Raw genomic sequence first — 24,054 nt, 5'->3', positions numbered from 1 at the left:
GAGAGTGGCGGTGAAAAAAGAGTTAAATAAGTTGACGTTGGAAGTTATTAGTTCTTTGACGGGATGGAAATTTATTTGAGAGGCTCTATATGTAGCATGACTTTAGGAAATTGGTATAATGAGTTCTTCAGTCCTCTTTGAGAGGACTTTAGCTATGAGACAGGGAATTCATTTCCTGGCGGACTGGCGGACTTCCCGGCAAGCGCAGGACGGTTTCATTCTCACGAAAATCAGGCTTTTGACTTTTGTAGTGCCAAGAATCCCTACCCCCCCACAGACGATTTCACAGGCTTTTCAGACATGGGGGCAACCACGGGGGGATTGCCCCTAGGTCGAATGAAACCGCCCTACGGGTGAGCGGGAGGACTGGCGGACTAAAAGCTTAAGTTGACACTAATATATTGTGGGGTGTTCCGCCTGCGGTGAAAATACACGCCTTCGGGCTAGGAGAGCTTATTCCACAAAAAAACAATCAAAATCACCCCGCAATTATGCAACGCCTACAAAGTGGCTAAAACGCTTGAAATCTCTGCTTGGGGCGATCGATAAATCTTCTTTATTTGATAGAGTATTAACAATACATAACATCTCAAGAATAATGCTCAATTTTTACGAAGCAAACACTTTGACTACAGCTTGACAGCTCTGGTCATCCAAGCCTGACCTTTGACGAGTGAAGTCCTCACTATCCACTTACATATTCGTTTTAATATTTATTATTTCAATTTTAGTTACTTTGGTCAAAAACCATTGAATGAAACTACCAATATTTTTTAAATTAATTACTATATAAATCAGCCATATAATTATATTTTACCAGCCTTTATGAACTAGAAAAATTAATTAATATTCATATCGCCCGAGGACTGAATAAAAAAATTAATTTCTATCCGGGAAATTTGGCATTTTCATCAATTCCAAAGACTCTTGCCTCACGCGACCCGCCATCGCAGCTAACTGCAAGCTCATAAAAGCATTCAAATCTTCCAAATCACACTTGGCTGAGGAAAAAACCTTCTGCATTTCATTTTCCGCTTCCAAACTCAGATATCCAGCGGCAATAGCTTGTTTTACAACTTCACGAATCTGCACGGTAGAAATGTCCCTTACTAAATTTTCACTAATCAAAAGCCCGCTAATTACTAACAGGAAGTTTCGGAAGCCGTCTCGCCAAAGATTTCAAATTTTTTCAGCTCGCGAGACTCTTGTTTCACTCCTCCGGACATCGCTGCTAGTTGCAAAGCCATAAAAGCATTTAAGTCTTCCAAGTCATACTTGGTGGTAGTTAACATCCGCCGCAGTTGATTTTCGGCTTCAAGGGTTAGATAGCCTAGAGCCAGAGCTTGCTGGGCGAGATCGCGAATTAGTACCATAACACTTCGGGATTTTATTGGTTCAAGCCTCAGTATCAACTGTTTTCACAGAATCAGCAGTGACGGCTATTGCTCGATAGGTGTGACATTGTTACGGGCCACTCGTGACAGCCGGAGTCGCAGAGTGTGACTAAGTATTTGCACGGTTGTGATGGCGATCACGCGGGGGATGCCAGAGGAGGAGTGGGAGAGTGGGGAGTCGGAGAGTGTCCGGGTGTCTGGGTGGGGGAGTCGGAGAGTGTCCGAGTGGAGGAGTCGGAGAGGGGGAGCATTTTTCTTTTTCCCTGCAACTAATAACTGATGACTACTGCCTTCTACCTTCAGAAGACGCTCAACGTCTATAATCAGCAAGTTAAATATTTACGGCAAGACATATGGAACTAGCTCATAAAGATTTGCTACAACAAATAGCCCGACTATCGGAAACTTATGCTAATTTGGCCGATCGCCTGTCTCAAGCAGCAAAACAACTGCAAGACTCCGGCCTTCCTCCCTCTGACAGCTTGCTGCAAGAAGTAGCAGCCTACAGCCGCAACTTTGCCGCAGTCCAAAAACAAGCTCTCGAACTAAACAAATCCGCGATCGCGCCGGGGGAAATTGCTTCCCTCAAAGACATTCAAAACTTAGTCGAGACTGCCGCAGCTTCCGAAGGTAAAGCAGAAATTCGCGACGCAGCTTTGAAAGTGATCGATCGAGTATTGGCGATCGCCCACCGCGAACAAAGCGACTTCGCACCCTTACAATCAGTTCATGCCAGAGCCCGCGAACTGCAGCGCGCGATTTCCGAATCAACCCCAACTCAACTGCATTCTGACGCAGAATCCTTAGTCAGCGGCAAACACCCAGTTTCAGCAGTGCTCGCCCTGGTGGAACAGCAAGACAAATTAGATGACGAACAGTGGGTCATTCTCGAAGAAACAGTCAGCGCCGCTTTTGGCAAACAAATAGCCGTAGCCATTTCCAGAGGCAAATTAACCATTGCTGAGATGGTAAAAGCAGCACCTGCAAAAGTCGAACCGGCATTTAAAGCAGCGCCAGAACAAAAAATCAGCGCCGAACCTTTGCCAGAAGTGATTGTCATCCCGTCAGGAAATGTGGCACCGAAACAAGTTACAGTTGCGCCACAGATCCAGATTTTGGAATCCCCCGCACCTTCTGCCCCCATGCACGAGGTAATTATTGTTCCCAGCGTGGAAGTACCTAAGTCTCTCCCGACAACCGGTTCTGGGAATATTGTTTTTGGGGCACCCCGGAACATTCAACCAGCGGTGGCCGTAGAGGGCGGTTTGGGAATCAAAGTTTTGGTGCACATTCAGGGGATTGGCGATCGAACTTTCGGTGCTCAAGAATACGCGGGTACTAAAGCTCAAGGGCGCCGTGTCGAAGGATTTGCGATTAATATCGACCCGCCAATTCCCGGTTTAAATGTCGAGTACATGGCTCACGTCGAAGGTGTTGGGGATACTCCTTGGCTTAGCGAAGGAGAATTGGCAGGTTTTCGGGGTCAAGCGAAACGAATTGAGGGATTTGCTGTGCGGTTGAGCGGGCCGCAAGCTGATAAGTACGACGTATTTTATAGCGCTCACATTCAGAATATCGGCGACACCGACGTGTCCTCCAACGGCGAATATTGCGGCACTCGCGGCAAAGCTTTGAGAATAGAGGGCATCAAAGTTTGGATCGCGCAGTCTGCGAGTTCCCAAACAGTGGCGCCTGTGGGTTTAAAAGTGTTGGCGCACATTCAAGGAATTGGCGATCGAACTTTTAGCGATCGAGAATATGCGGGTACTAAAGCTCAAGGCCGCCGCGTGGAAGGATTTCAAATTAAAATAGAGCCTCCCGTTGCCGGTTTAAATTTGCAGTACATGGCTCACGTTGAAGGAGTTGGCGATACTGCTTGGATCTCAGAAGGGGAGTTGGCCGGTTTCCGGGGCAAAGCCAAGCGCATTGAGGGATTTGCCGCCCGCCTGACAGGGCCGCAAGCTGATAAATACGACGTATTTTATACGGCTCACATCCAGAATGTGGGCGATACTCCTGTTACTGCTAACGGTCAATATTGCGGCACTCGCGGCAAAGGTTTGAGGGTTGAGGGGATGACGGTTTGGGTTGAGCCGAAAGCGTAAAAATTGAGAATGAATGGAAAATTTTAAATGGCTTTTTCCATTCATTTGGTGTTGTTAATATCATTTGGGATTGGTTGGTTTTTATAGGCTTTGCGCGATGGTAGGGGGCAGGTTTTACCAACCATCTACGCCAAAAACTAATAATCCCATAAACCCGCCCCCTCTCTCTCAACGCTAAACCTCAATGTACATTTTTTCCCTTCGATCAAAGTCAAGGTTGATATAGGTTATTCGTTGTTGGCGGGCGGGTTTAGGAGATTGTTTGTGTGCGTCAAAGATTATTGGTAAAACCCGCCCCTACAGCATCAAAAACACTTGCACAACTTACGCTAGCAGAAACGATATTAATGGTGCAGCAGGTGCGATAAGCTTTAGAGAGTATGACCGATCGCACTTGGAGCAGCTTCGCAAGCGGCAGATTCGGGGGCGCAGTGACTGGATACGACACTCTCCCACAAAAAGCGCAAGCATTGCATCTTCACCCTTCCAGAGCTGCCAAAAGACACAGCAACAAAGCCTCCGTCCACTCGACTACGGCACCGTAAGTATCGCCCGTGTGGCCACCCAAACGGTGGTTAAACCAGGCTCCGGCAAAAATTCCGATCGCACTTCCCCCCAAAGCCATCCCCGCCGCCAACAGCCACCGATCGCCCTCCAAGACAACTTGCACCACGCTCAAACTAAGCAGCAACAGCACTCCCGGTATAAAATCAAAAGGAGAATAAATCGATTCCTTGTGAAAAGCTCCCTTACCCTCGGCCCGGAGATAGGGATAGCGGGCGATCGCCACCAGTTGGGCCCACCTTCCCCAACCGGCCACACCCATCAAAGCCAGCCACCGATAGTTATTCAAGTCCGAGAGAGCGGCAGTTTTCAGCAGCACGATCGCGATCGCAGCCATCGCCCCAAAGGCTCCTGTAACGCTGTCCCGCATGACTTCCAGCCTGCGTACCGGGTCGGGTACAGCCAGCCCGTCCGCCGCGTCCATTGCCCCATCTAGATGCAGCCCGCCAGTCACGGCGATGCCCAAGACTACCACCAAGGCCGATCGAGTCAGAGCAGGCATTCCCAACAACTGCAACCCAACATCCCCCAGTCCCAGCATCCCCCCAATCAAAAGCCCGATCGCCGGTGCCAAGCGGGCAATGCCCCGAAACTCCAAAGTCCAAGACACTGGTACCGGCAAACAAGTATAAAAAGCGACTGCGGCTGCGATGGCAGCGCCTTGATTCCGGAAAAAGTCGATCGTAGAGCGAACCCATTTATCATGCACCATAAGATAGAAAATTTTTCATCTGGTATGCAGTTGTCAATCGATTAGCGTGTGCCAGAATTGGACTGTAACACCCTAGTTTTTTGGATCGAGCATTCCTCCTGTCCGAGATCTTTTCCCCGGAAAACCTCTGTCGGCAGCGATCCCAAAGCTCCCTATCTAAAATGACTAAACTCAAGATCCGCGTTTCCCTTCCCAAGAATTCTAGCTAACTCCCTGATTATCAAGACGGGAAAATACTACAACAGAGGCTTTTACTCCATGAGTGACGATCAATTGAATAACAGGGTAGTTGCTCCTTGCATCATCGATACAGGGATTGTCGTCAACAAACGCGATATCAAAAGATTGCTGTTTGATTTAGGACGTGTCCGCTACCTTCACATACAAGATGGTCAGATTTATAGCGAAGGGGAAGGTTATGTGCTCGAAGTCTTCGCCAACCCCGACCGTTCTACCCTGATTGCCAACCATGCGCTTTATTTGAACGTGTATAGTTTTGATTACCTGGAACTTAAACAGTCCCCTGAAGATGGTGCTTATTTTGACCTGATTCAAGATGGACGGCAGTTGCGGTTAATTCCCCTCTCCAATCCTTTGCAAGAGCAATTCGCCCGGAATTTAAATGCTGCGGCTTTGGATGCGGTTGTCGATCAGGTACTCTCAGGCAACTGGGATCTGCACTTGGACGAAGATGATTCCCCCTTTTAATCGTCAGTCAGTCGATTTTAGATTTTAGATTTTAGATTTTAGATTTACTTGCAGCATTGAATCTGGGAGTTAGAACTAAGGTCTAAAATTTTTTGCCCTCCACGACGATTGTCGGAAACTTGTATCCGTTTTTGGGCGGGGTCATGAGTTTTTTGTCGCGATGTCATCAACAATAGATTAGATAACACGGACGGCCGAGTAGCGGTTAACGATCGTCGGGGACTAATGACTGAAGACAACGCGAGATTTACTTTTAAATGTCAGGCTAATTGCAGCCATACCCAAGCCCGTGCAGGGGTTTTTACCACTCCCCACGGTGTGGTGGAAACGCCTAAATTTATGCCGGTAGGGACGCTGGCTAATGTCAAAACTTTGACACCGGCACATCTTGAGGCGGCGGGTTCTCAAATGGTTTTGGCAAATACTTATCACTTGCATTTGCAGCCGGGGGAAGCGATTGTCGCAGGCGCGGGCGGATTGCACAAATTTATGGCTTGGCCGGGCCCGATGCTGACGGATTCGGGTGGCTTTCAGGTGTTTAGCTTGAGCCAAATGCGGAAGATTACTGATGATGGGGTGACTTTTCGCTCTCCCCGCGATGGCCGCATGATTAATTTGACGCCGGAACGATCGATCGAAATTCAGAATGAGTTGGGCGCTGATGTGATTATGGCTTTTGACGAGTGTCCCCCTTACCCCGCTACGCGGGAAGAGGTGGAGGCTGCCACAAATCGCACTTACCGCTGGCTGCAACGCTGCATTCAAGCTCACTCGCGCCCGGATCAAGCTTTGTTCGGCATCGTCCAGGGGGGCGTTTTCCCCGATTTGCGATCGCGCGCGGCGAACCAGTTGGTAGATTTGGATTTACCAGGCTACGCCATCGGCGGCGTTAGTGTGGGGGAATCGGGGGATTTGATCGCAGAGATTGTGAAGGTGACTGCGCCTCTGTTGCCGGCAAATAAACCGCGTTATTTGATGGGGATTGGGACTTATCGGGAAATGGCGTTGGCGGTGGCGAGTGGCGTAGATATGTTTGACTGCGTGATTCCGACTCGGCTGGCCCGCCACGGGACGGCTTTTGTGGGTGGGGAACGCTGGAGTTTGAAAAATGCTCGGTTTCGGGAGGATTTTGCGCCGCTGGATGAGTCTTGTCCTTGTTATACCTGCCAAAAATTCAGTCGGGCTTATTTGGCCCATTTGGCGCGGGCTAACGAAGTGCTGGGGTATACTTTGCTAGCGATTCACAATGTCACGGAGTTGATTCGCTTTACGGGGAGGATGCGGGAGGCGATTTTTGCCGATCGATTTACTGAAGAGTTTGCCCACTGGCTCGCACCGAGAGTCGATCGATCGTGATTGCCTTGGGTAAAGATATGCGACAATTATGAAAATTCAGTTGGATAGGTAGGTTGATTCATGGAAGCTGCATTACTCTTAGCAAAACTGCCCGAAGCTTATTCGATTTTTGAGCCTTTGGTTAATGTTTTGCCGGTCATTCCCGTATTTTTCTTGCTGCTGGCTTTTGTTTGGCAGGCGGCTGTCGGATTTAGATAAGTTTGATTTTAATAAAAGCAGGGGCAATTCCAGAATTGCCCCTGCTTTTAGATGTTAAGTTTTGTTTCGTTGTTCTTGCTGCCTTCAGCTACCGCTGATCCCACTTTTGAAAGCCGGTCTTTCTGAGATCCGCTTGATGTAATCTACAACTGCCGGATAAGCACTGAGGTCTAGTTTTAGCATCATCGGAATGTAGGCCAACATTGACCCCACTGCTGCGTCGGCTACGCCAAATTCATCACCCATTAAAAACGGCTGTTTCTCGAAGATTTCATTTAACGGTTTTAACAACTTGGGAGTTTCGCGATCGCGATTTGCTTCGACAAATATTCCCGGCCCCAAGGTGGCGTTAGCAAAGATGACCCACTGCACAATTTCAGCTTGTTGCTCCAAAGTCGCGGGCATTTTACCATGTTTTTGAGCTAAATACAGCAGAATTGCGCCAGATTCCCAAAGTTTGAAATCTCCGTCAACAATTGCCGGTACTTTGCCGATCGGGTTAATTTCGAGATACTCTGGCTGCAAGTGTTCCCCTGCTTGCATATCCAGCATGACGGCTTAATAGGAAACCATGCTATATTGTTTCTACGGCTTCTGTCACACTATGCACACGACTCGGTTTACCGAAAATTGCTAGAAACTTGATAGAAGCTTGAAACCCTTACAGAACCTCGAAAAATCAATATGTACACTAAAACACAAGCCGCCGCTGAGACGATTAAAGTTCAGTCCGATAACGGTACTCTCCGCTTACAGTTCAGTACCAAGTACAATCCTATTTTTGGAGGCAAGCGCAAGCATCAGGGCTTAGGACTGAAGGACACTCCCGAAAACTGGCAAAAGGCGATCGCTATCGCTTACCGGATCGAAGGTGACTTGCAGCACCCAGACTGGCAACAATTGTTTGACCCCACTTTTGCCAAGTACGGTTTAAAGACCAAGTATGCTGCTGAATTAAAACTAGCAGCACCCATACCTGAGCCTGAACCTGAGATAACAGTAGGGGCAATGTGGGAGGATTACTTAATCTGGAAACAACCACAACTAGAGCCGACTACTTATCACTTCCATTATCTGACTACCTTTACTAATGTAATTAAGGGTATGGTGTGGGACAAGAATAGTCGAGAATTTACGCTTAACGGGTATTCTATATGGGATATAAAACTCTCAGAATTACCTTGTTTTATTTCAAGCTTAAAAGCTTCTGATAGACTAAAATCGCGAGTTTCATCGGCACTATCAGAAGCTTTTAAGCTTGCCCAATCACTAGGTAAAACCAAGCTTTCGGCTAACCCATTCATAATAGTAGGGGGCATTACCGAAAACAAAACTGACAAGTACAAGTCAACAATTAACGCCGATGGTGAGACACAAGAGTGGTGGAACACAAGTAACCATGAATTGAGCTTGGAGGATACTGATACTCGTGCTTTCACCAAAGAAGAACGAGATATCATCATTAAGGCATTCTATGAGTCTGATAAAGCTGCTACCCGCCAAGTTGCACCTTTAGTAGAATTCTTGTTTTTAACAGGATGTCGCAGTGGTGAAGCTTTCGCTTTAAGGTGGCAAGATGTATTTATTGGACGTGAAAAAAACTATGCTCGGTTTAGCAAGTCTTATAACGGGCGATTGAAAAATACTCAGGTTACAAAAACTGGTGAAATTCGCCTATTTAAGATATACCCAAAGCTTAACGACTTGCTGTTGCGTATCAAGCCAGAGAATGCAAAACCAACTGATTTAGTGTTTGTTAATAGTGGAGGCACGTCTCAAACTTCTGGTTTGCTGTACGAAAAATGGGTAAACAGTACGACTACCAAAAAAGGCATCAAATACACATATCCTGGTGTAGTAACTCAACTTGCCGAATCAGGCGCAATAAGTTGTTACCTCTCCCCGTACCATACCCGACACACTTTTATTACTTTACAAGCTCAATCTGGTACAGATTTACTGCTACTGGCTACAGCTTGTGGCAACAGTGTTGAAGTGATTCAACGGCACTACCTCGGTATTGATACTAATGTTGAGATAACCGATATCTAACCCCTACTCACCCTACCAACCGCCCCCTAAAAAGGGCGGTTTTTTATTGGCGATCGCCCCGACCCGGAAATAAGAAATTTTCATTCACGTTGTGTGCATGATGCGAAGGAAACAAGGGAATGCTAGTTAGTCTTTGTCTGCTTTTAAGTCTTTATTTCCGCATAGCCGCCTAACACGGGCGGCTATTATTCAAAATACACTTTTTAGCCGCCTATTCATCAAAAAACCCGGTTGTTACACCGGGTAATTATGTAGAAAGCCCAAACCTCGAATTCAAACCACGTTTAAATTTTACTCAACAGATGGTGGAATTTGTGCCGATATTCGTGCTACCAATTCTTGTAACTGTGATTGTGTAACACTTTCATCTGTTATTTCAAGGCCATTCTCTTCCTCAAGTTTTCCGAGGCGTTCTGATAGGATAGTATCGCGCTCTACCAACAGCCTGAAAGCTTCAATTACTAAATTCCAAACGTCCATTTTAACCGTCCTTACGTATGTGGATGACGTATCAAGCTTAACACGCAGTGAATGTCTTAATACGGCAAAAACTACGGCTTACACGGTAGAAGTAAAAATCAAGGTAGTAATTTATACATAGTATTTAAAAATACTTTAACCATCTGTGATTTCGAGTCATTTTTCACACTTAGCCGCCCGTGTTAGGCGGCTATTATTCAAAATGAACTTAAATTAAAATTTCTGACTTTTTTCTTTCAGTTTTTGGACAATATCCCTCAACTCAGGCTTCATATCACTCTGTTTAGGATTGATGCCGAGTGCATTTTTTATCAGAAAAACATCTAAGCCTTTAAGCTTTAAAAGTTCATCTTTTTTTCTCAAAAACTCTTCCCGTACAACCCCTTTAGTGGCCGCTTCCTTTTGTTGTCCAGTTATACCCTTGCCTGAGCCTGAGCCTGAGCCTGTGCCTGTGCTTCTGGTTGTTCTACTTGTCTTAGCCACCTAATGCTTCCTTTATTGAAATTTCACCGGGTTTAAATTTCCAACTCGTAATGGGTACTAAACTAGGATTTAACATTTTTCCTAATGCTGCTTCTACCTGATCGTCATTTTTTAATCCTGATATTTTGATTTTATCTTTTTCTTTTTTACCAAAACCTTTGTGAGATTCATGAATTGTAAAACAAACGGGTAAATCTTCAGGTACTAATTCTGGTTCATAGCCTAGCCCGTCAATAATCATTTCAGTTTTTCTACTATTTTCAGCAACAGCCGACATTAACTGTACTAATTGCATAATAGCCGCAATCTCGAAACGTTGACTGCTATTCCCGTCCGACATTGATTCTGCCATCATTTCATACATAGATGATGCCCACGCTGTAGCATTAACATTTTGCCATTCTGTCCCAAGGGGTTTACTTTTAGGATTAATAATCAACCCATTGGCAAGCATCCGAAATAAAGCTTGTGCAATTGCATAGTAATCAACACAGTTGTCATTACCTTTGCCCCCAGGTACAAGGAAAGCATTACTTACAGGAAACTTATTTTTTTTAAGTTTTGCGATTCCCAGATATTTATAAATCTCTTCTACTTTTTCGCAACAATCTTTCATAGGTTTAACAATCGGTGGTGTATTTGGAAGGTTAATAGGAATCAAGGGAGGATTAGATGTGGAAGGTATTTCAGGGAGCGAAGGACTAGAGCTACCGGGACAAGTAGGGTAAAGTAGATCAACTAAATTAATTTTATAACCATACATAGCACCACCGGAACCAATTTGATTATTGACATAAAATGGATCAGGGTGTGAATAGATTTCGTAATCATATTCAAATTTTAATAAACAAACATATTGAAGATGTCGCGATCCGTCCCTATTTCTCCAAGTGCTGTCTCTGTAATACCAAGTTTGTGCAGTATAATGATACGTTTTTTTTACCCAATTGTTTACACCGTAATAACTATTAGCGCGAGCGTCATCGAATGGATCGTAAGGTGCGTTAGCTCCTTCTCCTCCTTGCTTGCTATAAAGTTCGTAATTGTAAGCTATCGTCTCAATCGCTTCGTTAAAAGGTTTTCCATCAAGTTCTAAAGTATATGAGATATCACTGTTGCTGCATTTCCAAGTCGTAGGAAAATTATTGGGATTTCTGTTAACTCCTCCGGGTGTAATTACAGGAATAGTGCCGAGTTTTTTACCGTCAGGTTCAAATATCGTACAAATTTCGCCACCGGGTACGCCATAACATATTGATAATGTTTTCTTGCCATCAGGTGACACTGTTACTTCCACTTTTGCGCCCGCAATTGATATACTTCCGCCAATTCCTTTTTCGTCATCAATTGAAGCGCTACCACCAAAACCCCCAATATTAATAGCTGCTTCAGCGCCTCGAATACTAATTTTCCCTCGTTCATCGTAGCCGACTTTTCCGCCAATACTTACCCCCAATTTACCTTTAGGTGAGCCTACGTTGATACCGACTCCAAGTGTTTTATTATTTGCATCTGCTTCAATTGTCAAGCCTTGCTGAGTAATTAAATTGTCAACTCCTACAGTTAATTTACCTGTCGCTTTTATTCCTCCAGCACTACCAAGTTCACGTTCTGCTGTTGCGTTTAAACCCTGCAAAGGGTTTGTTGATTCTGTACTTTTTTTACCAGCATTAAAGCTCCCTCCCTCAGAGGGTTTTGACAAATTAGGTTCACTTTTTCTCAAGTTGGGTGGCATAATTAATTAGAATAAATAAGTAAAACAGTAAAAGGTTTAGACAATATATTTGCAGAGTTTCCAGATTTGTTTCTAATACTTACCCCGGTTGAACTTAAGAACCAAGAAAACTCGTAACCCGCTGCCTCTAAATAGTTTGGCCCGATGTAGGCATTGGTAAGATAGTTAACAATTACGTTGCAGGCTAGAACTTTTGTTCCGTCAATTCCATGTGCTATCGCTACCGCGTCGCCTTGTGCTGCGCCCGTTGTCCCTATCAATCTTTTAGTTCTTATCGCAACATCACTGCCAAGCGTAGTATAGCCAGGAAATCGAAGGTTGTTAACTGTATCTGTCAAGAATATGTTGCTTGCAGCAGCGCTATAACTATCATTTAATCGACGCATAGTCACAACACCTGCGCTACTTAATTCTAAGTCTACAAGCTTGGAGTTGCTAGGTGCGGCGCTAGCGCTTAACGATAAATAAGAGTTGGCACCCGTAGAAAATAAGGTTGCAGCCGTTCGGGCCGAATAACCTGATAAGCTTCCCACACCACTCGAAACTACTTCTTTTAAGAAAGATGTTATTTGCGAAAAGACTTTAAGACCATTTACTATTTGGTCTTTGCTTGAAGATACAAGCTCAGTAATATTTTGCCAAGTGCGATCGCCGCGAAGCAAAGATTCCGATTGTCCAGCGGCAGCACCGGAAACTAATCCGGTTGTACCAGCAGTAGTCGAGGTGGCTGCTCCAAAAGGTTGTAAGAGTGTTTCTAATGCTGCTAAACGAGCATTAAAAATATCCATATTGTTTTTTTTTGCAATTGTAATAGTTATCCCCAACTCAATTCCGATAAAGTCATTGGTTTTTAATAATCCGTTTCCGTAGTCTATAAGCTGTACAGCGATACTATCGTTTTTCTCTAAAATTTTTACAGCATTTTGCGCTAAATATGGTCTAAGAATATCAAAATAATCTTCTCTTTCTCGATTGACTAATATTATTTCTGCACGTTTTCGCCACGTTCCAGTATTATTTTTTCTAATTAAAATTCTTAAACCTAATTTTTGTGATTTATTTTCAGATTGAGTAAATAAACTCATTTTTTCACGTTCTGACTCATCTCCATCAAATTCGGGGATAATGCCAGGTAAAAAACTTTTGAGGTTCATATTGCAGAACCAGGACTCTAAATAAACTCCAACTCGTTCGTCGGCATCAAAAGTCATGTCTCTAAGATGACCAATTTCAATTACAGAATTTGCTACATAAGATGAATCAAGGTCAACTGAAAAAGTCCGCGTTACTGTGTCCATATGCTTGCCTTATAGTGCTTTTTTAATAATAGCCGCCTAACACGGGCGGCTAAGAGCGAAAATGAAGATAAAAACGACTACAAAAATTAAGTCATTACGACGAATTCATTAAATCCGTCAAGCGCCCCTTCCTTAAATCCTTCTAAGAAATTGCCTAAAGCTGGATCGGATTCTGTAATTTTTTCGATTTTGTCATCAATTTTACTGTTAATAGTAAAGCTTTGCCCTTCTTGCAATCCCCAATTAGCAATTTTATCATCAATTGATTTAATGCCCGTTCGCACTTTTTCTCGCACTAATTTTCTAAAATTCATATATGCAATTTTAGCCATAATAGTCTTAGCGTAGCGAATAAAAGTATTTGCAAGGTTAGAGAGTTCATCAATAATTTCTTCGGTTATATTATTTCCCGTATCTTGTTCAGCTTGAATTGCTAAAGCAGCAGCCCCAGTAATATTTATTTTTAATTTTGGGTTACTTTTACCCCCACCTAAAAATAAACCTACAAGTAATCTGCCAACACTTTCACCAAAAGTATTCATAAAACTAAGATGTGCCGCTTGAAGTTCAGCAAGAATGCTGCTATCACTTTGTAGCCAATCAATATTAATGAGTATATTGGTTGTACCTACAATTGCCTGCTGAAGGGTAGGAAGCATCGCCCCTAATGCAACACCACCCAACTTAATAGAACCTAAAGCCGACCACATAGAAGCTACACCGCCAGAAGCTAAAGCAGTCAGTCCGCTAGCACTACCGATAAACCATCCAGCAACTGCAACAGCAGCTCCTCCCGCGAGAAAGCCAAGCGGATCGTTTTTCAGCCATTGTCCGAATAGCGCCCAATCTCCACGTCCGATCGCACCAAGTAACTCTTTACCGCCTTCAAATATTTTTTTACCAAAGTCAATAACTGATTGAACGCCATTTTTAATAGCTCCCCAAACCGCACTAGCTGTATCTTTCAGCCATTTACCAGGTGTTATTCCTTCGGTCGAAAAAGCAAGAGCGCTATTGTCTAAAGTTACTCCCCAAATTGGTGTGGTAGTCATTTTGATTTACTCCGTTTATAGTCTGTGATTTGTTGCTCTAATTTCTCCGATTCTCTTTTTAGTAAAACTAATCTACTTTCTAGAGCATTAATTTCGCTTTGATTTTCCAGCCATTTTTGATACGTTTCGCGATACTCATTAATATTAGTAATCATGTTGTTAGCCATTCAATGGCTGATTCTACAATTGAACCATTTGCACCCATTTCTACAGTATAAGGCAAAATTAATGTACCACTGTACTGTAAAGAATTATAATCAAAATTTAAAGTACAATTAGTTAAAGAGTTAGGATTTTTATCTTTTTTGTTCTGCCAGTTAACAATATAAGAAACCACGTCAATAAAATATTGACTAAGTGTAATACCTTTAATTGTTCCAACAGGAGAACCGGGTGAGAACGCAAGTTCTGGTAAGTAAGGTGTGGTGGTAGTTATAAATATTCCCGTTGATGAATCATAGACAATTTGACCGGGCATTGTAAAATCACCCTGTAAAATAAAATCGTCAGATTTAGTTACATTAAGCCTTTGACTCGCTAAATTTCTTTCTGCATTGTTAACTAAATGGGCTAACTGCCATAGTTGACCTTCAATGCTATCCGCATTGCTCGTTGCTTCTGTCCCTGGTGTTATTTTCGCCATATTATTTACCTCTATTTTGAATAATAGCCGCCTAACACGGGCGGCTAAGTGAATAAATACACTTAAACGCTAGCTTTGACTGCTTTTAGTTCGTGCAGCGAGAGCGATCGCAAAACCGAATAATGTACTAGCCAAAGTAGTCAAATTAGCGGGTGCATCACCATTGACTTTTAATCCTATAGCTAATGTACCAAAAGTAACTGCAGTGGCGCTACTACAAAGAAAAAGCATTAAGCCGCGATAAACGTAACGGTCAATTTCAAGCATCTTCAATAGTCCAATCTGTGTGTCTAGGAATATTTTCTTTAGGAAAACCCGCTCTATCGTGAATTACACCTTGACGGATCAAAACGGCTTTTATGTCACGCACATCACATTTAATTACTCCAAATTCTGTTAAAAGATGGTCAATATTTTGTTGCATCTTTCTACCTGAATTTAAGTTACTTTTTTCGAGTTGTATTTCCAGCTTTTCGAGTTTAGTATTGTACTTAGACATAGCAAAAGCAAAGCCTGCGGTAGCCGCGCCTCCTCCTCCGCCAATTATTAAAATGATAATTTCGAGTAAATCTTTAGTTGTCATTGACTTGCTTCTCCGATATACTCCCATGCAAATAATGAGACATCCCCACTATAATTAGCGTCAAAAATTAAAGTATAGTTGCTAACTATTTGAGGGTAAGTAATTATTTGTAACCTATTAACATAAATTTTAAATGAATTGTCTAGTTTGGCGTCATTGCTTCCTCCTACAACCAAACCACTATTTACTTCTCTACTAAGATATCCACCCCATCTCCACGGATCTAAAACTGTACCAGGTAAAGAAAACATTACAGCAATAGCAGGAGACGACAACAATACAGGGCAAACTAACCTAGTATATTTATTGTCATCCGGGGGGATTGAATTAATCCCCCAAATTTGATTCCACGAGTTTTGATTAAACGTGAAATTCATTTTATTACTTAGCCTTTGCCAATAAGGCAGTTTGTTCAGCAGTAGTGCTAGGTGCATCAACGCTGGTTGACGTTTCCGCCGTAGCTTTCAAAGGCAAAGGATAAGTTCTACCCCCTTTAATCGTGTACTGGGGATAAATTTCTGTAGCACTTGGAGCGGCAGCAGTTCGCTGAATTTTTCCATCAGGGATGTATTCTGCTAAAGCTTCGCCAATTTGAGCAACAGTAACATTACTGGGGAAAGTCAAAGAAATTGTGCGTTTAGTTTTTTTGGCTGTTGCTCCAGTTTTTAGAATTACCGTTTTACTACGAGGTGAAGCATCAGGAGTATAACTAATCTTTCCTGCAGCTACCACGATATCTTTTGCTGTGCCATCAGCGCCGATAACGGACTTTGTATATCCCTTTCTATCTCTATTTGCTTCCCCTGATGGTACATATTGCTGAGCCACAATATCAAGAAAATCAGCAACCCGAGTTTTACAAGTGAAAGTTCCTACTAAATTTTCTAGTGCCGCATCTTTCGGGGTTTCTGATGGGTCTTGTGCTTTATACCCGATTAAAAAGGCTAGTCTAGCCATAAATACCCTCTTAGAATTATTTCTTTTCAGTTTAACTCAATAAAAGACCTATCTTTTCAGCAAAAGTATTGGTCAACCCTATAGGGTTTGAACAATTTTTTCTGTTAGAATTTTCTTACTAGAATTTACTGTTTTTACTATGATTTCTAAATTACCAGAGAAACGCCTTACCCTTGATCGTGATGAACCTTCTCTGCTGTTTGCGGTCAATGAACTACTGCAAACGGGCGGTTTCGATTTCGATGAATGGTGGAAAGAGTTTGTAAAGCCATCGTTAGACCCTAAAACCAAAAAACCGTTACCTAACTGGACTAAGCCTAAATTTACTGACCGTACACCTAAAACCGAAAAAAACATCGGTAGATGGATTAGATATTATCCTGATAAAAATGATGAAACTACTTTTTACGATTTATCGGGAACGGATCGTGATTTAGTACACCACATTACGGCTCTCACCTATCAGCAGGCTAGCGAAGATAGTGCCAAGTCCGGTAAAAATAGTAAACCTCAGTTAGAAGGCTTCCCGTTAATTGAACTTTATTTTTATAGTTCTGACAGAAAAAAAGGAATTAAACGTATTCGTTGTGCAGGTTATACGGATAACCCAAAAATTGCTAATTTAAAACTAGCTCAATCCGTTACACCTGCTGATATCAAACGTTGGGCAAGCAAAATTAAAACTATATTTGGTGACACCAAATATGTTTGGAAAAAAGGCAAAGAATGTTTGTCGTACAGCGGGCAAATAGCACGTTTACAAGGACTTGAAGGGTATGCCTACGTGCAAGATCCGGCTGATGGAATAGCATTATTTACAGCACTGCTTAAAATTTTTGATAGTACACCAGATCCCGACGGATTTAATAAATCTGGTACTACTTCAACAACTAAATACAAAAAACCGACTAAAGAAGTAACTGTAGCGGGCGAAAAAATAATCCCAGATGAAAAGCGCCCGATTGTCGATGTTGAATTCGAGCGGGCTGTACTTAAATTGCCACTACTTAAAAAACCAATACTTTTGGTTAAAAAAAATGTGGTTATTTACAAGTGAGTGTTTAAGTGTATTTTCTGACTTAGCCGCCCGTGTTAGGCGGCTATTCTAAAATAAAGACTTAAAATAACCCATTTTAATGGGTTGACAGTTTTGCGTTGCTGTGCGATCGTCATATTAATGGCCCTAGGCGCGTAAACGCTTCGGGCCGTTGCCTCCAGTTGATTCAGAACTTTCGGCAAAACAATTATGACACATCAATCCGCTCCTGGAAACCCACGATCGCAGTTTTTAATGTATTCGTGGGACAAGCCTCTTGCCCTTCAGTGGTATCGCGAGAGCCTATTCGACGGCATTGACCACAACGAAGCCTTCCTGAGCCTGTGGATGGTAAAAGAGAAGAAGTGGCTTCAATACTACCAAGCTTCAATCTTGCTACCCGAACAGTGCGATTCACTCTACGGTGTTCCTGAACGGACTACCGATCGCCTAATTCGATATTTCGGAAACGAGCTAAAGGGCGATGGCATGACACTATGCCCCGAAACTTTTGCGGTAGAGGCAGAGGAAACCCTGGGACTGTGCTGGATGGGTAAGCCATCCACTAACTTTCTGTTGCCCCCACGAGCCGTGCTTAAGTTGGCTTGCTTCATGCCAGCTACCCAGAATGTGGTATTGGCGCTTTCGATTATCGGGCAAGCCGCCGATGCGGAATATGCACCCTTAAGCCCTGAAATTCGGATAAGCCAGCACTCCCGATCAGTTAAAGAACGGCTTGTTCACAACAAAGATAAAGCAGGTATGAAACAACAGGCCCGGGAGCAGGGTATATACCTGTATGCCAAACATTTTGGCGATTTGGATAGTGCAATTACTTGGAAGCGACTACTGACTCACTACGAACGGGGCGGGCAATTCCCGCCCACCAGACTAGAACTTAATGACTTGATACTTGAGTTCTAGTCTGTGCTTTAAAGTTAGCCGCCTAACACGGGCGGCTAACGCCAGAAATAAACTTAAACAGAGAGGTAATGTACCCAAAACTGTCCATCGTAAGCGCACAATCGGCGAATTAAGTCAAAACTGTAGTGTAAATTCTTACCGCTTAGATCTGTTCTGTAACCACTGCGAAAATATTCACCATACGGATCGTGTACAAAAAAACCCGTAGCATTACAACCTACTAAAACTAAAATATGTCCTGGTTGCGTAAAGTAACCATGAATAATACACGGATAACCATTGATTAAATGCTGTATACATCGCTCGATAGTTCCCCAAACGGTAAAATCATCCTTTAACCCATAATCTCGCGCTACTTGTGCCAAGTGTTCGGGATACAGTTTATTTAATTCTTTATCAATCATATATTGGTAAAGTTCATCTTCAAGCTGGGTATTTTTATTACGTTTAACTTTTCTCCCATCAAATAATGTAACTAACCCAATTCCGAAAAACTCCAGCACCATTGCCAAGCTCGTTACATTACAAGTGGAGGATGGCTCGTATCTATTATCTAACTGAGATTTGTATGGTACATCCAAAAGTACAGGATGCCCGTAGGATTTTACTTTCTCGTTCATACTTTTATAGAATCAATGGGTGTGCATAGTCAATTTATTGTAACTCTTCTTAATAAATATCGTAACATTTACAGACATAAAAAAAAATATCTAATTTTATAGTATAAATAGTTCAAAAAAAAGAACCTTGATAACAAAATAGTGACTCAAAATAAACGTAGGTACAATAATTCACGGGTTTATTTTGACCCGGTTAAAAATACCGCGTATTCTGATATCCCTTTTGGGACTCGTGAATTTAGACTTATTAAAGATTTAAATTCTGTAATCCTAAAAAGGTGTTATCAATTTGATTCGATGCACGAATACTACTGTTATCGAATTATTGGACTTATGTTGCCAATTCATTTGCAATTGCTAAGACAAGTTAATTTTTTGGTTGTACCAAAAACTAAGCTTGGTTCAGCGGTTACTTACCGTGCAGACTTAGTAATTGCACCAGTAGAAATTCCCGAAATAAGTATTCGACAGTGGGCAATAAAACCCCAACCTGTTCCCTTTAATTTCTTAATCATTGAACCCAAAGGAGTATTAACAGAAACAGCTCGAATTAAACACTTAATGCTTTGTGCGCTGAATAAAGTTACGTGTGAACAAATTTTGTTTGTAGCAAGTAACTATGCAACACTCAATTTACCCAGTGAAGTAAAAACTTCACTTTTCCATTTGTCTTCAACACTTGAATCACGACTTAATTTAATTTTTGGAGGTTGATTTGCGATGAAAATTAAAGTCATACCATGGTACGAAACTAGGACTCTAATTTCTCCTCAAGCAGAAATGCTTAATAAGGAACCTATGGTGTTACACAAAGAAAGTTTTCTTAGATCTGAAAGCCCTAAATTAGCTACAGCGCAGCGCAGGTTTATTACTTTTGGCGAAAACTACGTTAAGTATTGCTTTCTAAAAGAGTTCTATCAACTTTTAGAAGGTACATTACAACAAGAAAATGCTCAAGATGGTGATCGGAAAGGTTTGATTGACTTACTTACCGAGGTTAGTGAACACTTTATTGTTCACTGCGAAAATAGTAGTCAATCAAACCAGCTTGAACTGTTTCGTTCTTTCTGTAAAGAGCATCTGTTTACAGAAGTCTAAATTTAACAATAGCCGCCTAACACGGGCGGCTAAGTCAGAAAATACACCCAAAAACCTACCTACCCCCCCAAAGTATATGGCAGTAGCTTACTACGAAGGCAAAGACAATAAACCTGCTCGCTTATTTGTAAGTTCTGATCGAGTAACTTTTTCCGATCGCATCTACTTAAGTGAAGCTTATTTTGCAATCGAAAACAATTTAGTTTCATTGTATGGTGTACTTTCGTTTGAAAGTATTGGAATCGAAAACTCTAAGGATAAAACGTGGAAACCAGATAACCAAAAAGTTTTGTTAAGTTTCTACCGGGACAAAAAACCTACTTGGAACAACGAAACGAGAAAGTTTGAAGACAAGGAAGTTGAGCCAAGTGAAAATTATCTTTACGGTTTTGCCAAAGATGTTTTGAGTCGTTTGACAAGTGAGATTGTTACAGTAGTAATTACGCCTTACGTAAATCCTCAGTTTTTAGAGGAAATGAAAACTCAAAAAGATGAGTTAACAATTAAATACTGGGAAGAAAAGGTTAAAAATACCGTCGTTGCAAGTGCTGTCTCTGCACCACAAATCTTAACTGAAGCTGATGCGGAAATACTTAAAACATCAGTCAATAGCAGCACCGGAAGTACCAAAACCTACCAAAAAGCCGAAACTGAAACCGAGAAATTAAACGCTCGATTTGAATTTCTCAAGTATCACTTAGGAACAGACTACCCAATCAATACATTGTATGAATTAGGTGCGATGACAGCACTTGAACCAATGACACCCGAAGGGATGGAGTCACAAAAAACATTAATCAAAGCACTTGAAATAATTACCCAGATGTGGAAATGACAAACAAAGATTTACCCCCAGAAATTGCAGAAGCCTTGAAAAACCCTTCTGTAGAAAGTGAAGAACAGTCAAGTGATGATGAATTAGACATTAGTAAATGGGTGAGGTTAAAACGATTGAAGGCAGATGATAAAACCAAAACATTGATAGAAGGGGAAACAGTTGGCAAAAAAATTGCTCGTCTTTTTGAACTTACGGTAGTTATCCCAGAGCCTAAAATTGCTTACCCTTTGTTGGCAGCATACGCATCTATTCCAAGCGTACTTTGTGATATTCTCCCTATTCTTGAGTTGCGGGGGGAGCCGGAGTCGGGAAAATCAGAGTGTATTAAAATATTCTCTCGTGTTACCGGGAGTATCTTAAATGCACGTTCTACGGCTGCAAGTATCAAGAACGATATCAATCAGATTCGATGGGTTGATCCATCTACTTTTTCAACCGAAAAAATTTGTTTCTATTTGCTTGACAATGCAGATACAGATTTTTTTGAAGAAAGGGATGTGTTAACGGCATTTCTTAACGGATACGACAGGTATACGGATAAGCAAAGCATTAGTAACGGAAAAGGACAAAATATTCCGTTTTATGTATTCTGTCCAAAGGTAGTTAGCACTGTGTGGCGGATTAACGGTCACGAATTGCGTCGGCGATTATTGACCATTAAATTCAAACCAAAGGCTGATTTAAGTGATTTGGTAGAACCAGAAAGTTTAGCGATTAACTCACTTAAAAAAGAGTTAAACGAATTTTGGGCAAATTCTGCTAACTGGGATTTATATTATCAACTAAAAGATGAAGTAAAACTTAGTTATCCTCGCAGTCAAAATCGTCAACAGTGGAAATTAGTAACTGATGTAATTACATCTGGATTGTGTACGGGAGTTTGGGATTCACCCTCAAAAGCATTTGAATTTTTTGAAGCTTATTTTGCTAGTCGAGCAAATGCTAAAGAAGGCGTTTACGAATCAATTCTTGCTGATACTTTAGCAGAACTGTCAGGAATCCCACAAAAGGAATGGAAAACAAGTCCGCCCGGAATCGTGATTGAAGTAGACCCTAAAGAATTGAAAAATAAAATAGATGTTCACGTTGACTCAGGTTTGATTCCGAAAATTAAACCTGATCAGATTCAATTAGACGTTAGGGCTTTAGGGTGGGGAATTGCAAATAAAGGTGGAAAGTACATCTACAAATTCCTAAAAAAATGAAACAACAACAAATAACTTTTGAGTGGGTTAGAGATATTGCAAAAATTGTTTCTAGCCGTCGATTTTCAAACACCATGGTTTCAGCGATAGAACTACTAAGCGAAATCAATGCATTAATTCCCACCAAACAAATGCGTTTAGTTAAACTAAATCTAACTTTAACAGTTGATTGTCTGAAAGTTTGCCAAAAACAAATCTACAGGGTGATTCAACTATATCGCAATTGTTAGCTTTAAGTTCATTTCCAACAATAGCCGCCTAACACGGGCGGCTAAGTAAATAAATACACACCAAAGGGTAAAACATGATTAATGTACACGAATATTACGACAAAATGGCGGATGTTTCCGACGCAACGAGACAAGCGATCGAAAGTCTTGAACTAGCTCGAAAAAATATACAAGAGGCTTTGATTGCAATTAATGGTGTAAGAAAACAGGGTGACGCAACAATTTCTTTTGTTTCAAATGTTACGACGAATGACGTACACCGCAATCTACTATTCCTTGAGTTACTCCTTAATCAAACTTTTGGTTTAGTACAGTCTTCTGTTTTTCGGGAGTTATTAGAACTCACAAACTATAACAGCGGTGGTGAAGAAGAATTCTAATGGGTAAAAATGAAATTCACGCACGGCTCTCACCCTCGTTGATGGAGTCTCTGAAGATTATCTGTACTGAAAGAGAGTGTAATCTATCCGATGTTGTTCGTGCTGCACTTAGGTTGTATCTTGATGCCTGTGATAGGCAATTTGTTGACCGAAAATATTGCCTCATTAAAAGTCAAGATAATTTAGAGATTCAATTAATAGAGGCATCCTTTGTTCATGTCGAATCAAGTGAAAGTGTCTGGACTGAGGAAAGTGAACGGGAAGAAGAAAATATAATTGAATGGTAAACAACATGAATAATTCTGATCCAGGTATGCAATATCTTGATGATGCTATTGCATTACTAATAAAACTCAAAGAAAGTCTTAAAGAGTCATCAGATAAACAGCTTTTGCCACAAGATAAAACTAAACTGACTAGAGGTGATTCTATTAAAAATGACCCCCTAGAGTTTTACATCAACTGTTGTGCAGTAAAACCAGGCAATGAGATTCCTGTGATCGATCTTTTTTTTGAGTACAAAAAATGGTGTTTCAAAAACGGTTCTTTAACACGAGGAAGGCGACCTTTTGTAGATGCACTTATTAGTCTTGGTGCGCCTGATGGCATTGTAGGAGTTATGCGCGGCAAAACCTACACTCTCAGAAATATCACCTTTAAACCAGATTAAATTGCTGTCCGAAATTGACACTAAACTAAAACCTTACCACCCTAAAAAAAATGGAAAAACTACCATTATTCAACACTGATGATTATGAACTTGCTTATATCAGTGTAGCAACAACCAAAAATCAAAGCGCTATAATTGCAATGCAAAGCTATCTTCTTGCCATAAGAAAAACCATTAATGAATTAGTTGACAGAAGTTCAAGCATTGATTTAGAAGCTTTCAGAATTAGCTTTGTGGACGAATTAGAGACTTTACTGGTTAATCAAAATAAGTTAGAAGTCGATGAGCAAAAAAGTATGTTGGTCGATTATTCTGACATAAATTACAGGTTGCAACAAGTAGAAATTCAAGTTAAATCTTTGATTGACAGAGTAGCAGCAATTGAACTTCTACTCCCCGTCAAAGATTTAACAGCGTCCGTTGCAAATTCAACGGAAACAGAAATCAAACACTTTGAGGATGAGGTTGAAAAGTACCTTGAAAAGAAAAAAGTCGATACAACCGTAATAGGCGACTTGTTGGGCTTAGGTTAGCTTGCTTACTCTTAGCCGCCTATTACGGGCGGCTAACGCCAGAAACAGAGTCAAACAAAGTTGGTGAAACGAGAAACCAAATTTTATCAAACGCATATACATTAATTACTAATGAACATCAATCCTAAAAGTTTAAAAAACCTTAAACCCGGTGCAAATAAAAAAGATGCGGTACGGGTGACACTAACGCTCAAGCCAGA

At 41.7% G+C, this 24,054-nt stretch carries 31 protein-coding genes; 16 read left to right on the top strand and 15 right to left on the bottom strand.

From position 1 onward, the window contains the following. Positions 1-879: 879 nt before the first annotated feature. Positions 880-1,092, bottom strand: a complete 213-nt coding sequence (locus tag QUA71_RS26265; protein ID WP_190662151.1) for a hypothetical protein — start codon at positions 1,090-1,092, stop codon at positions 880-882. Between the two features lie 50 nt (positions 1,093-1,142). Next, entirely contained in the window at positions 1,143-1,373 is a 231-nt protein-coding gene (locus QUA71_RS26260; RefSeq protein ID WP_333064039.1) for a hypothetical protein, read from the bottom strand. 374 nt (positions 1,374-1,747) lie between these two features. Between QUA71_RS26260 and QUA71_RS26255 the strand changes: the two genes are divergently transcribed. Beyond that, positions 1,748-3,499, top strand: coding sequence for a hypothetical protein (locus tag QUA71_RS26255; RefSeq protein WP_333289597.1), 1,752 nt, complete (start codon positions 1,748-1,750; stop codon positions 3,497-3,499). A gap of 478 nt (positions 3,500-3,977) precedes the next feature. Here QUA71_RS26255 and cobS read toward each other — a convergent pair whose 3' ends face one another. Further along, positions 3,978-4,775 (bottom strand): adenosylcobinamide-GDP ribazoletransferase, encoded by a 798-nt coding sequence (cobS, locus tag QUA71_RS26250; protein WP_190662160.1) that lies wholly within the window; start codon positions 4,773-4,775, stop codon positions 3,978-3,980. A gap of 258 nt (positions 4,776-5,033) precedes the next feature. Here cobS and QUA71_RS26245 point away from each other — a divergent pair, with 258 nt between their 5' ends. The 3 genes from QUA71_RS26245 (at position 5,034) to QUA71_RS26235 (ending at position 7,037) form a co-directional block, all read left to right on the top strand. After that, entirely contained in the window at positions 5,034-5,483 is a 450-nt protein-coding gene (locus tag QUA71_RS26245) for a hypothetical protein (protein WP_333289595.1), read from the top strand. A gap of 225 nt (positions 5,484-5,708) precedes the next feature. Beyond that, positions 5,709-6,839 carry a tRNA guanosine(34) transglycosylase Tgt gene (tgt, locus tag QUA71_RS26240; protein WP_333289593.1) on the top strand — a complete coding sequence of 377 codons (1,131 nt, stop codon included), beginning with the start codon at positions 5,709-5,711 and terminating at the stop codon, positions 6,837-6,839. A gap of 60 nt (positions 6,840-6,899) precedes the next feature. Continuing rightward, a complete protein-coding gene (locus QUA71_RS26235; RefSeq protein WP_006634808.1) occupies positions 6,900-7,037 on the top strand; it encodes a photosystem II reaction center protein K in 138 nt (45 codons plus the stop codon). Positions 7,038-7,121: 84 nt separating this feature from the next. Here QUA71_RS26235 and QUA71_RS26230 read toward each other — a convergent pair whose 3' ends face one another. Continuing rightward, complete coding sequence (locus tag QUA71_RS26230; protein WP_445243831.1) at positions 7,122-7,589, bottom strand: glutathione S-transferase family protein; 468 nt, start codon at positions 7,587-7,589, stop codon at positions 7,122-7,124. A 132-nt stretch (positions 7,590-7,721) separates the two neighbouring features. Here QUA71_RS26230 and QUA71_RS26225 point away from each other — a divergent pair, with 132 nt between their 5' ends. Continuing rightward, a complete protein-coding gene (locus tag QUA71_RS26225; RefSeq protein ID WP_333289591.1) occupies positions 7,722-9,089 on the top strand; it encodes a tyrosine-type recombinase/integrase in 1,368 nt (455 codons plus the stop codon). A 291-nt stretch (positions 9,090-9,380) separates the two neighbouring features. Here the strand turns inward: QUA71_RS26225 and QUA71_RS26220 are convergent, their stop codons facing one another. From QUA71_RS26220 to QUA71_RS26175, 10 genes are all read right to left on the bottom strand, one after another. Beyond that, a complete protein-coding gene (locus QUA71_RS26220) occupies positions 9,381-9,569 on the bottom strand; it encodes a hypothetical protein (protein WP_333289589.1) in 189 nt (62 codons plus the stop codon). A 213-nt stretch (positions 9,570-9,782) separates the two neighbouring features. Next, positions 9,783-10,052: a hypothetical protein gene (locus tag QUA71_RS26215; protein ID WP_333289587.1), complete on the bottom strand. Its 270-nt coding sequence runs from the start codon at positions 10,050-10,052 to the stop codon at positions 9,783-9,785. Further along, complete coding sequence (locus QUA71_RS26210; RefSeq protein WP_333289585.1) at positions 10,045-11,787, bottom strand: hypothetical protein; 1,743 nt, start codon at positions 11,785-11,787, stop codon at positions 10,045-10,047. The genes QUA71_RS26215 and QUA71_RS26210 overlap by 8 nt, the downstream gene beginning before the upstream one ends. A gap of 2 nt (positions 11,788-11,789) precedes the next feature. Next, on the bottom strand, positions 11,790-13,085 hold the full coding sequence (locus tag QUA71_RS26205; protein ID WP_333289584.1) for a hypothetical protein: 1,296 nt from the start codon (positions 13,083-13,085) through the stop codon (positions 11,790-11,792). 86 nt (positions 13,086-13,171) lie between these two features. Then, on the bottom strand, positions 13,172-14,137 hold the full coding sequence (locus tag QUA71_RS26200) for a hypothetical protein (protein WP_333289582.1): 966 nt from the start codon (positions 14,135-14,137) through the stop codon (positions 13,172-13,174). 151 nt (positions 14,138-14,288) lie between these two features. Further along, positions 14,289-14,780, bottom strand: a complete 492-nt coding sequence (locus tag QUA71_RS26195; protein ID WP_333289580.1) for a hypothetical protein — start codon at positions 14,778-14,780, stop codon at positions 14,289-14,291. Between the two features lie 69 nt (positions 14,781-14,849). Continuing rightward, complete coding sequence (locus tag QUA71_RS26190; RefSeq protein WP_333289578.1) at positions 14,850-15,047, bottom strand: hypothetical protein; 198 nt, start codon at positions 15,045-15,047, stop codon at positions 14,850-14,852. Then, entirely contained in the window at positions 15,040-15,363 is a 324-nt protein-coding gene (locus QUA71_RS26185) for a hypothetical protein (protein WP_333289576.1), read from the bottom strand. The genes QUA71_RS26190 and QUA71_RS26185 overlap by 8 nt, the downstream gene beginning before the upstream one ends. Continuing rightward, on the bottom strand, positions 15,360-15,740 hold the full coding sequence (locus QUA71_RS26180) for a hypothetical protein (RefSeq protein ID WP_333289574.1): 381 nt from the start codon (positions 15,738-15,740) through the stop codon (positions 15,360-15,362). The genes QUA71_RS26185 and QUA71_RS26180 overlap by 4 nt, the downstream gene beginning before the upstream one ends. Positions 15,741-15,744: 4 nt before the next feature. Beyond that, on the bottom strand, positions 15,745-16,320 hold the full coding sequence (locus QUA71_RS26175) for a hypothetical protein (protein WP_333289572.1): 576 nt from the start codon (positions 16,318-16,320) through the stop codon (positions 15,745-15,747). 139 nt (positions 16,321-16,459) lie between these two features. Between QUA71_RS26175 and QUA71_RS26170 the strand changes: the two genes are divergently transcribed. Together QUA71_RS26170 and QUA71_RS26165 are read left to right on the top strand one after the other, a co-directional pair. Next, positions 16,460-17,377, top strand: a complete 918-nt coding sequence (locus tag QUA71_RS26170; protein ID WP_333289570.1) for a hypothetical protein — start codon at positions 16,460-16,462, stop codon at positions 17,375-17,377. A gap of 189 nt (positions 17,378-17,566) precedes the next feature. After that, positions 17,567-18,280 (top strand): hypothetical protein, encoded by a 714-nt coding sequence (locus tag QUA71_RS26165; RefSeq protein ID WP_333289568.1) that lies wholly within the window; start codon positions 17,567-17,569, stop codon positions 18,278-18,280. A gap of 53 nt (positions 18,281-18,333) precedes the next feature. Here QUA71_RS26165 and QUA71_RS26160 read toward each other — a convergent pair whose 3' ends face one another. Then, positions 18,334-18,900: a C39 family peptidase gene (locus QUA71_RS26160; RefSeq protein ID WP_333289567.1), complete on the bottom strand. Its 567-nt coding sequence runs from the start codon at positions 18,898-18,900 to the stop codon at positions 18,334-18,336. 141 nt (positions 18,901-19,041) lie between these two features. On the opposite strand from QUA71_RS26160, the gene QUA71_RS26155 reads away from it, so the two are divergent. The 9 genes from QUA71_RS26155 to QUA71_RS26115 all read left to right on the top strand — a co-directional run bounded on the left by QUA71_RS26155 (position 19,042) and on the right by QUA71_RS26115 (position 23,854). After that, positions 19,042-19,614: a hypothetical protein gene (locus QUA71_RS26155; RefSeq protein WP_333289565.1), complete on the top strand. Its 573-nt coding sequence runs from the start codon at positions 19,042-19,044 to the stop codon at positions 19,612-19,614. A gap of 6 nt (positions 19,615-19,620) precedes the next feature. After that, complete coding sequence (locus tag QUA71_RS26150; protein ID WP_333289563.1) at positions 19,621-19,998, top strand: hypothetical protein; 378 nt, start codon at positions 19,621-19,623, stop codon at positions 19,996-19,998. Between the two features lie 76 nt (positions 19,999-20,074). Then, entirely contained in the window at positions 20,075-20,833 is a 759-nt protein-coding gene (locus tag QUA71_RS26145; RefSeq protein ID WP_333289562.1) for a hypothetical protein, read from the top strand. Then, positions 20,830-22,041 (top strand): hypothetical protein, encoded by a 1,212-nt coding sequence (locus QUA71_RS26140; RefSeq protein WP_333289560.1) that lies wholly within the window; start codon positions 20,830-20,832, stop codon positions 22,039-22,041. Before QUA71_RS26145 ends, QUA71_RS26140 begins: the two co-directional genes overlap by 4 nt. Beyond that, positions 22,038-22,271, top strand: a complete 234-nt coding sequence (locus tag QUA71_RS26135) for a hypothetical protein (RefSeq protein WP_333289558.1) — start codon at positions 22,038-22,040, stop codon at positions 22,269-22,271. Before QUA71_RS26140 ends, QUA71_RS26135 begins: the two co-directional genes overlap by 4 nt. A 74-nt stretch (positions 22,272-22,345) precedes the next feature. Then, on the top strand, positions 22,346-22,651 hold the full coding sequence (locus QUA71_RS26130; RefSeq protein ID WP_333289556.1) for a hypothetical protein: 306 nt from the start codon (positions 22,346-22,348) through the stop codon (positions 22,649-22,651). Beyond that, on the top strand, positions 22,651-22,938 hold the full coding sequence (locus tag QUA71_RS26125; protein ID WP_333289554.1) for a hypothetical protein: 288 nt from the start codon (positions 22,651-22,653) through the stop codon (positions 22,936-22,938). Before QUA71_RS26130 ends, QUA71_RS26125 begins: the two co-directional genes overlap by 1 nt. A 5-nt stretch (positions 22,939-22,943) precedes the next feature. Beyond that, a complete protein-coding gene (locus QUA71_RS26120; RefSeq protein WP_333289552.1) occupies positions 22,944-23,321 on the top strand; it encodes a hypothetical protein in 378 nt (125 codons plus the stop codon). A 50-nt stretch (positions 23,322-23,371) separates the two neighbouring features. Continuing rightward, positions 23,372-23,854, top strand: a complete 483-nt coding sequence (locus QUA71_RS26115; RefSeq protein ID WP_333289550.1) for a hypothetical protein — start codon at positions 23,372-23,374, stop codon at positions 23,852-23,854. The last annotated feature ends 200 nt before the right edge of the window (positions 23,855-24,054 follow it).

Source organism: Microcoleus sp. MON1_C5 (genome assembly GCF_036701875.1).
Lineage (GTDB): Bacteria > Cyanobacteriota > Cyanobacteriia > Cyanobacteriales > Microcoleaceae > Microcoleus.
The sequence above is the reverse complement of the archived record's forward strand: the minus strand, read 5'-3'. Positions and strand labels throughout refer to the sequence as shown.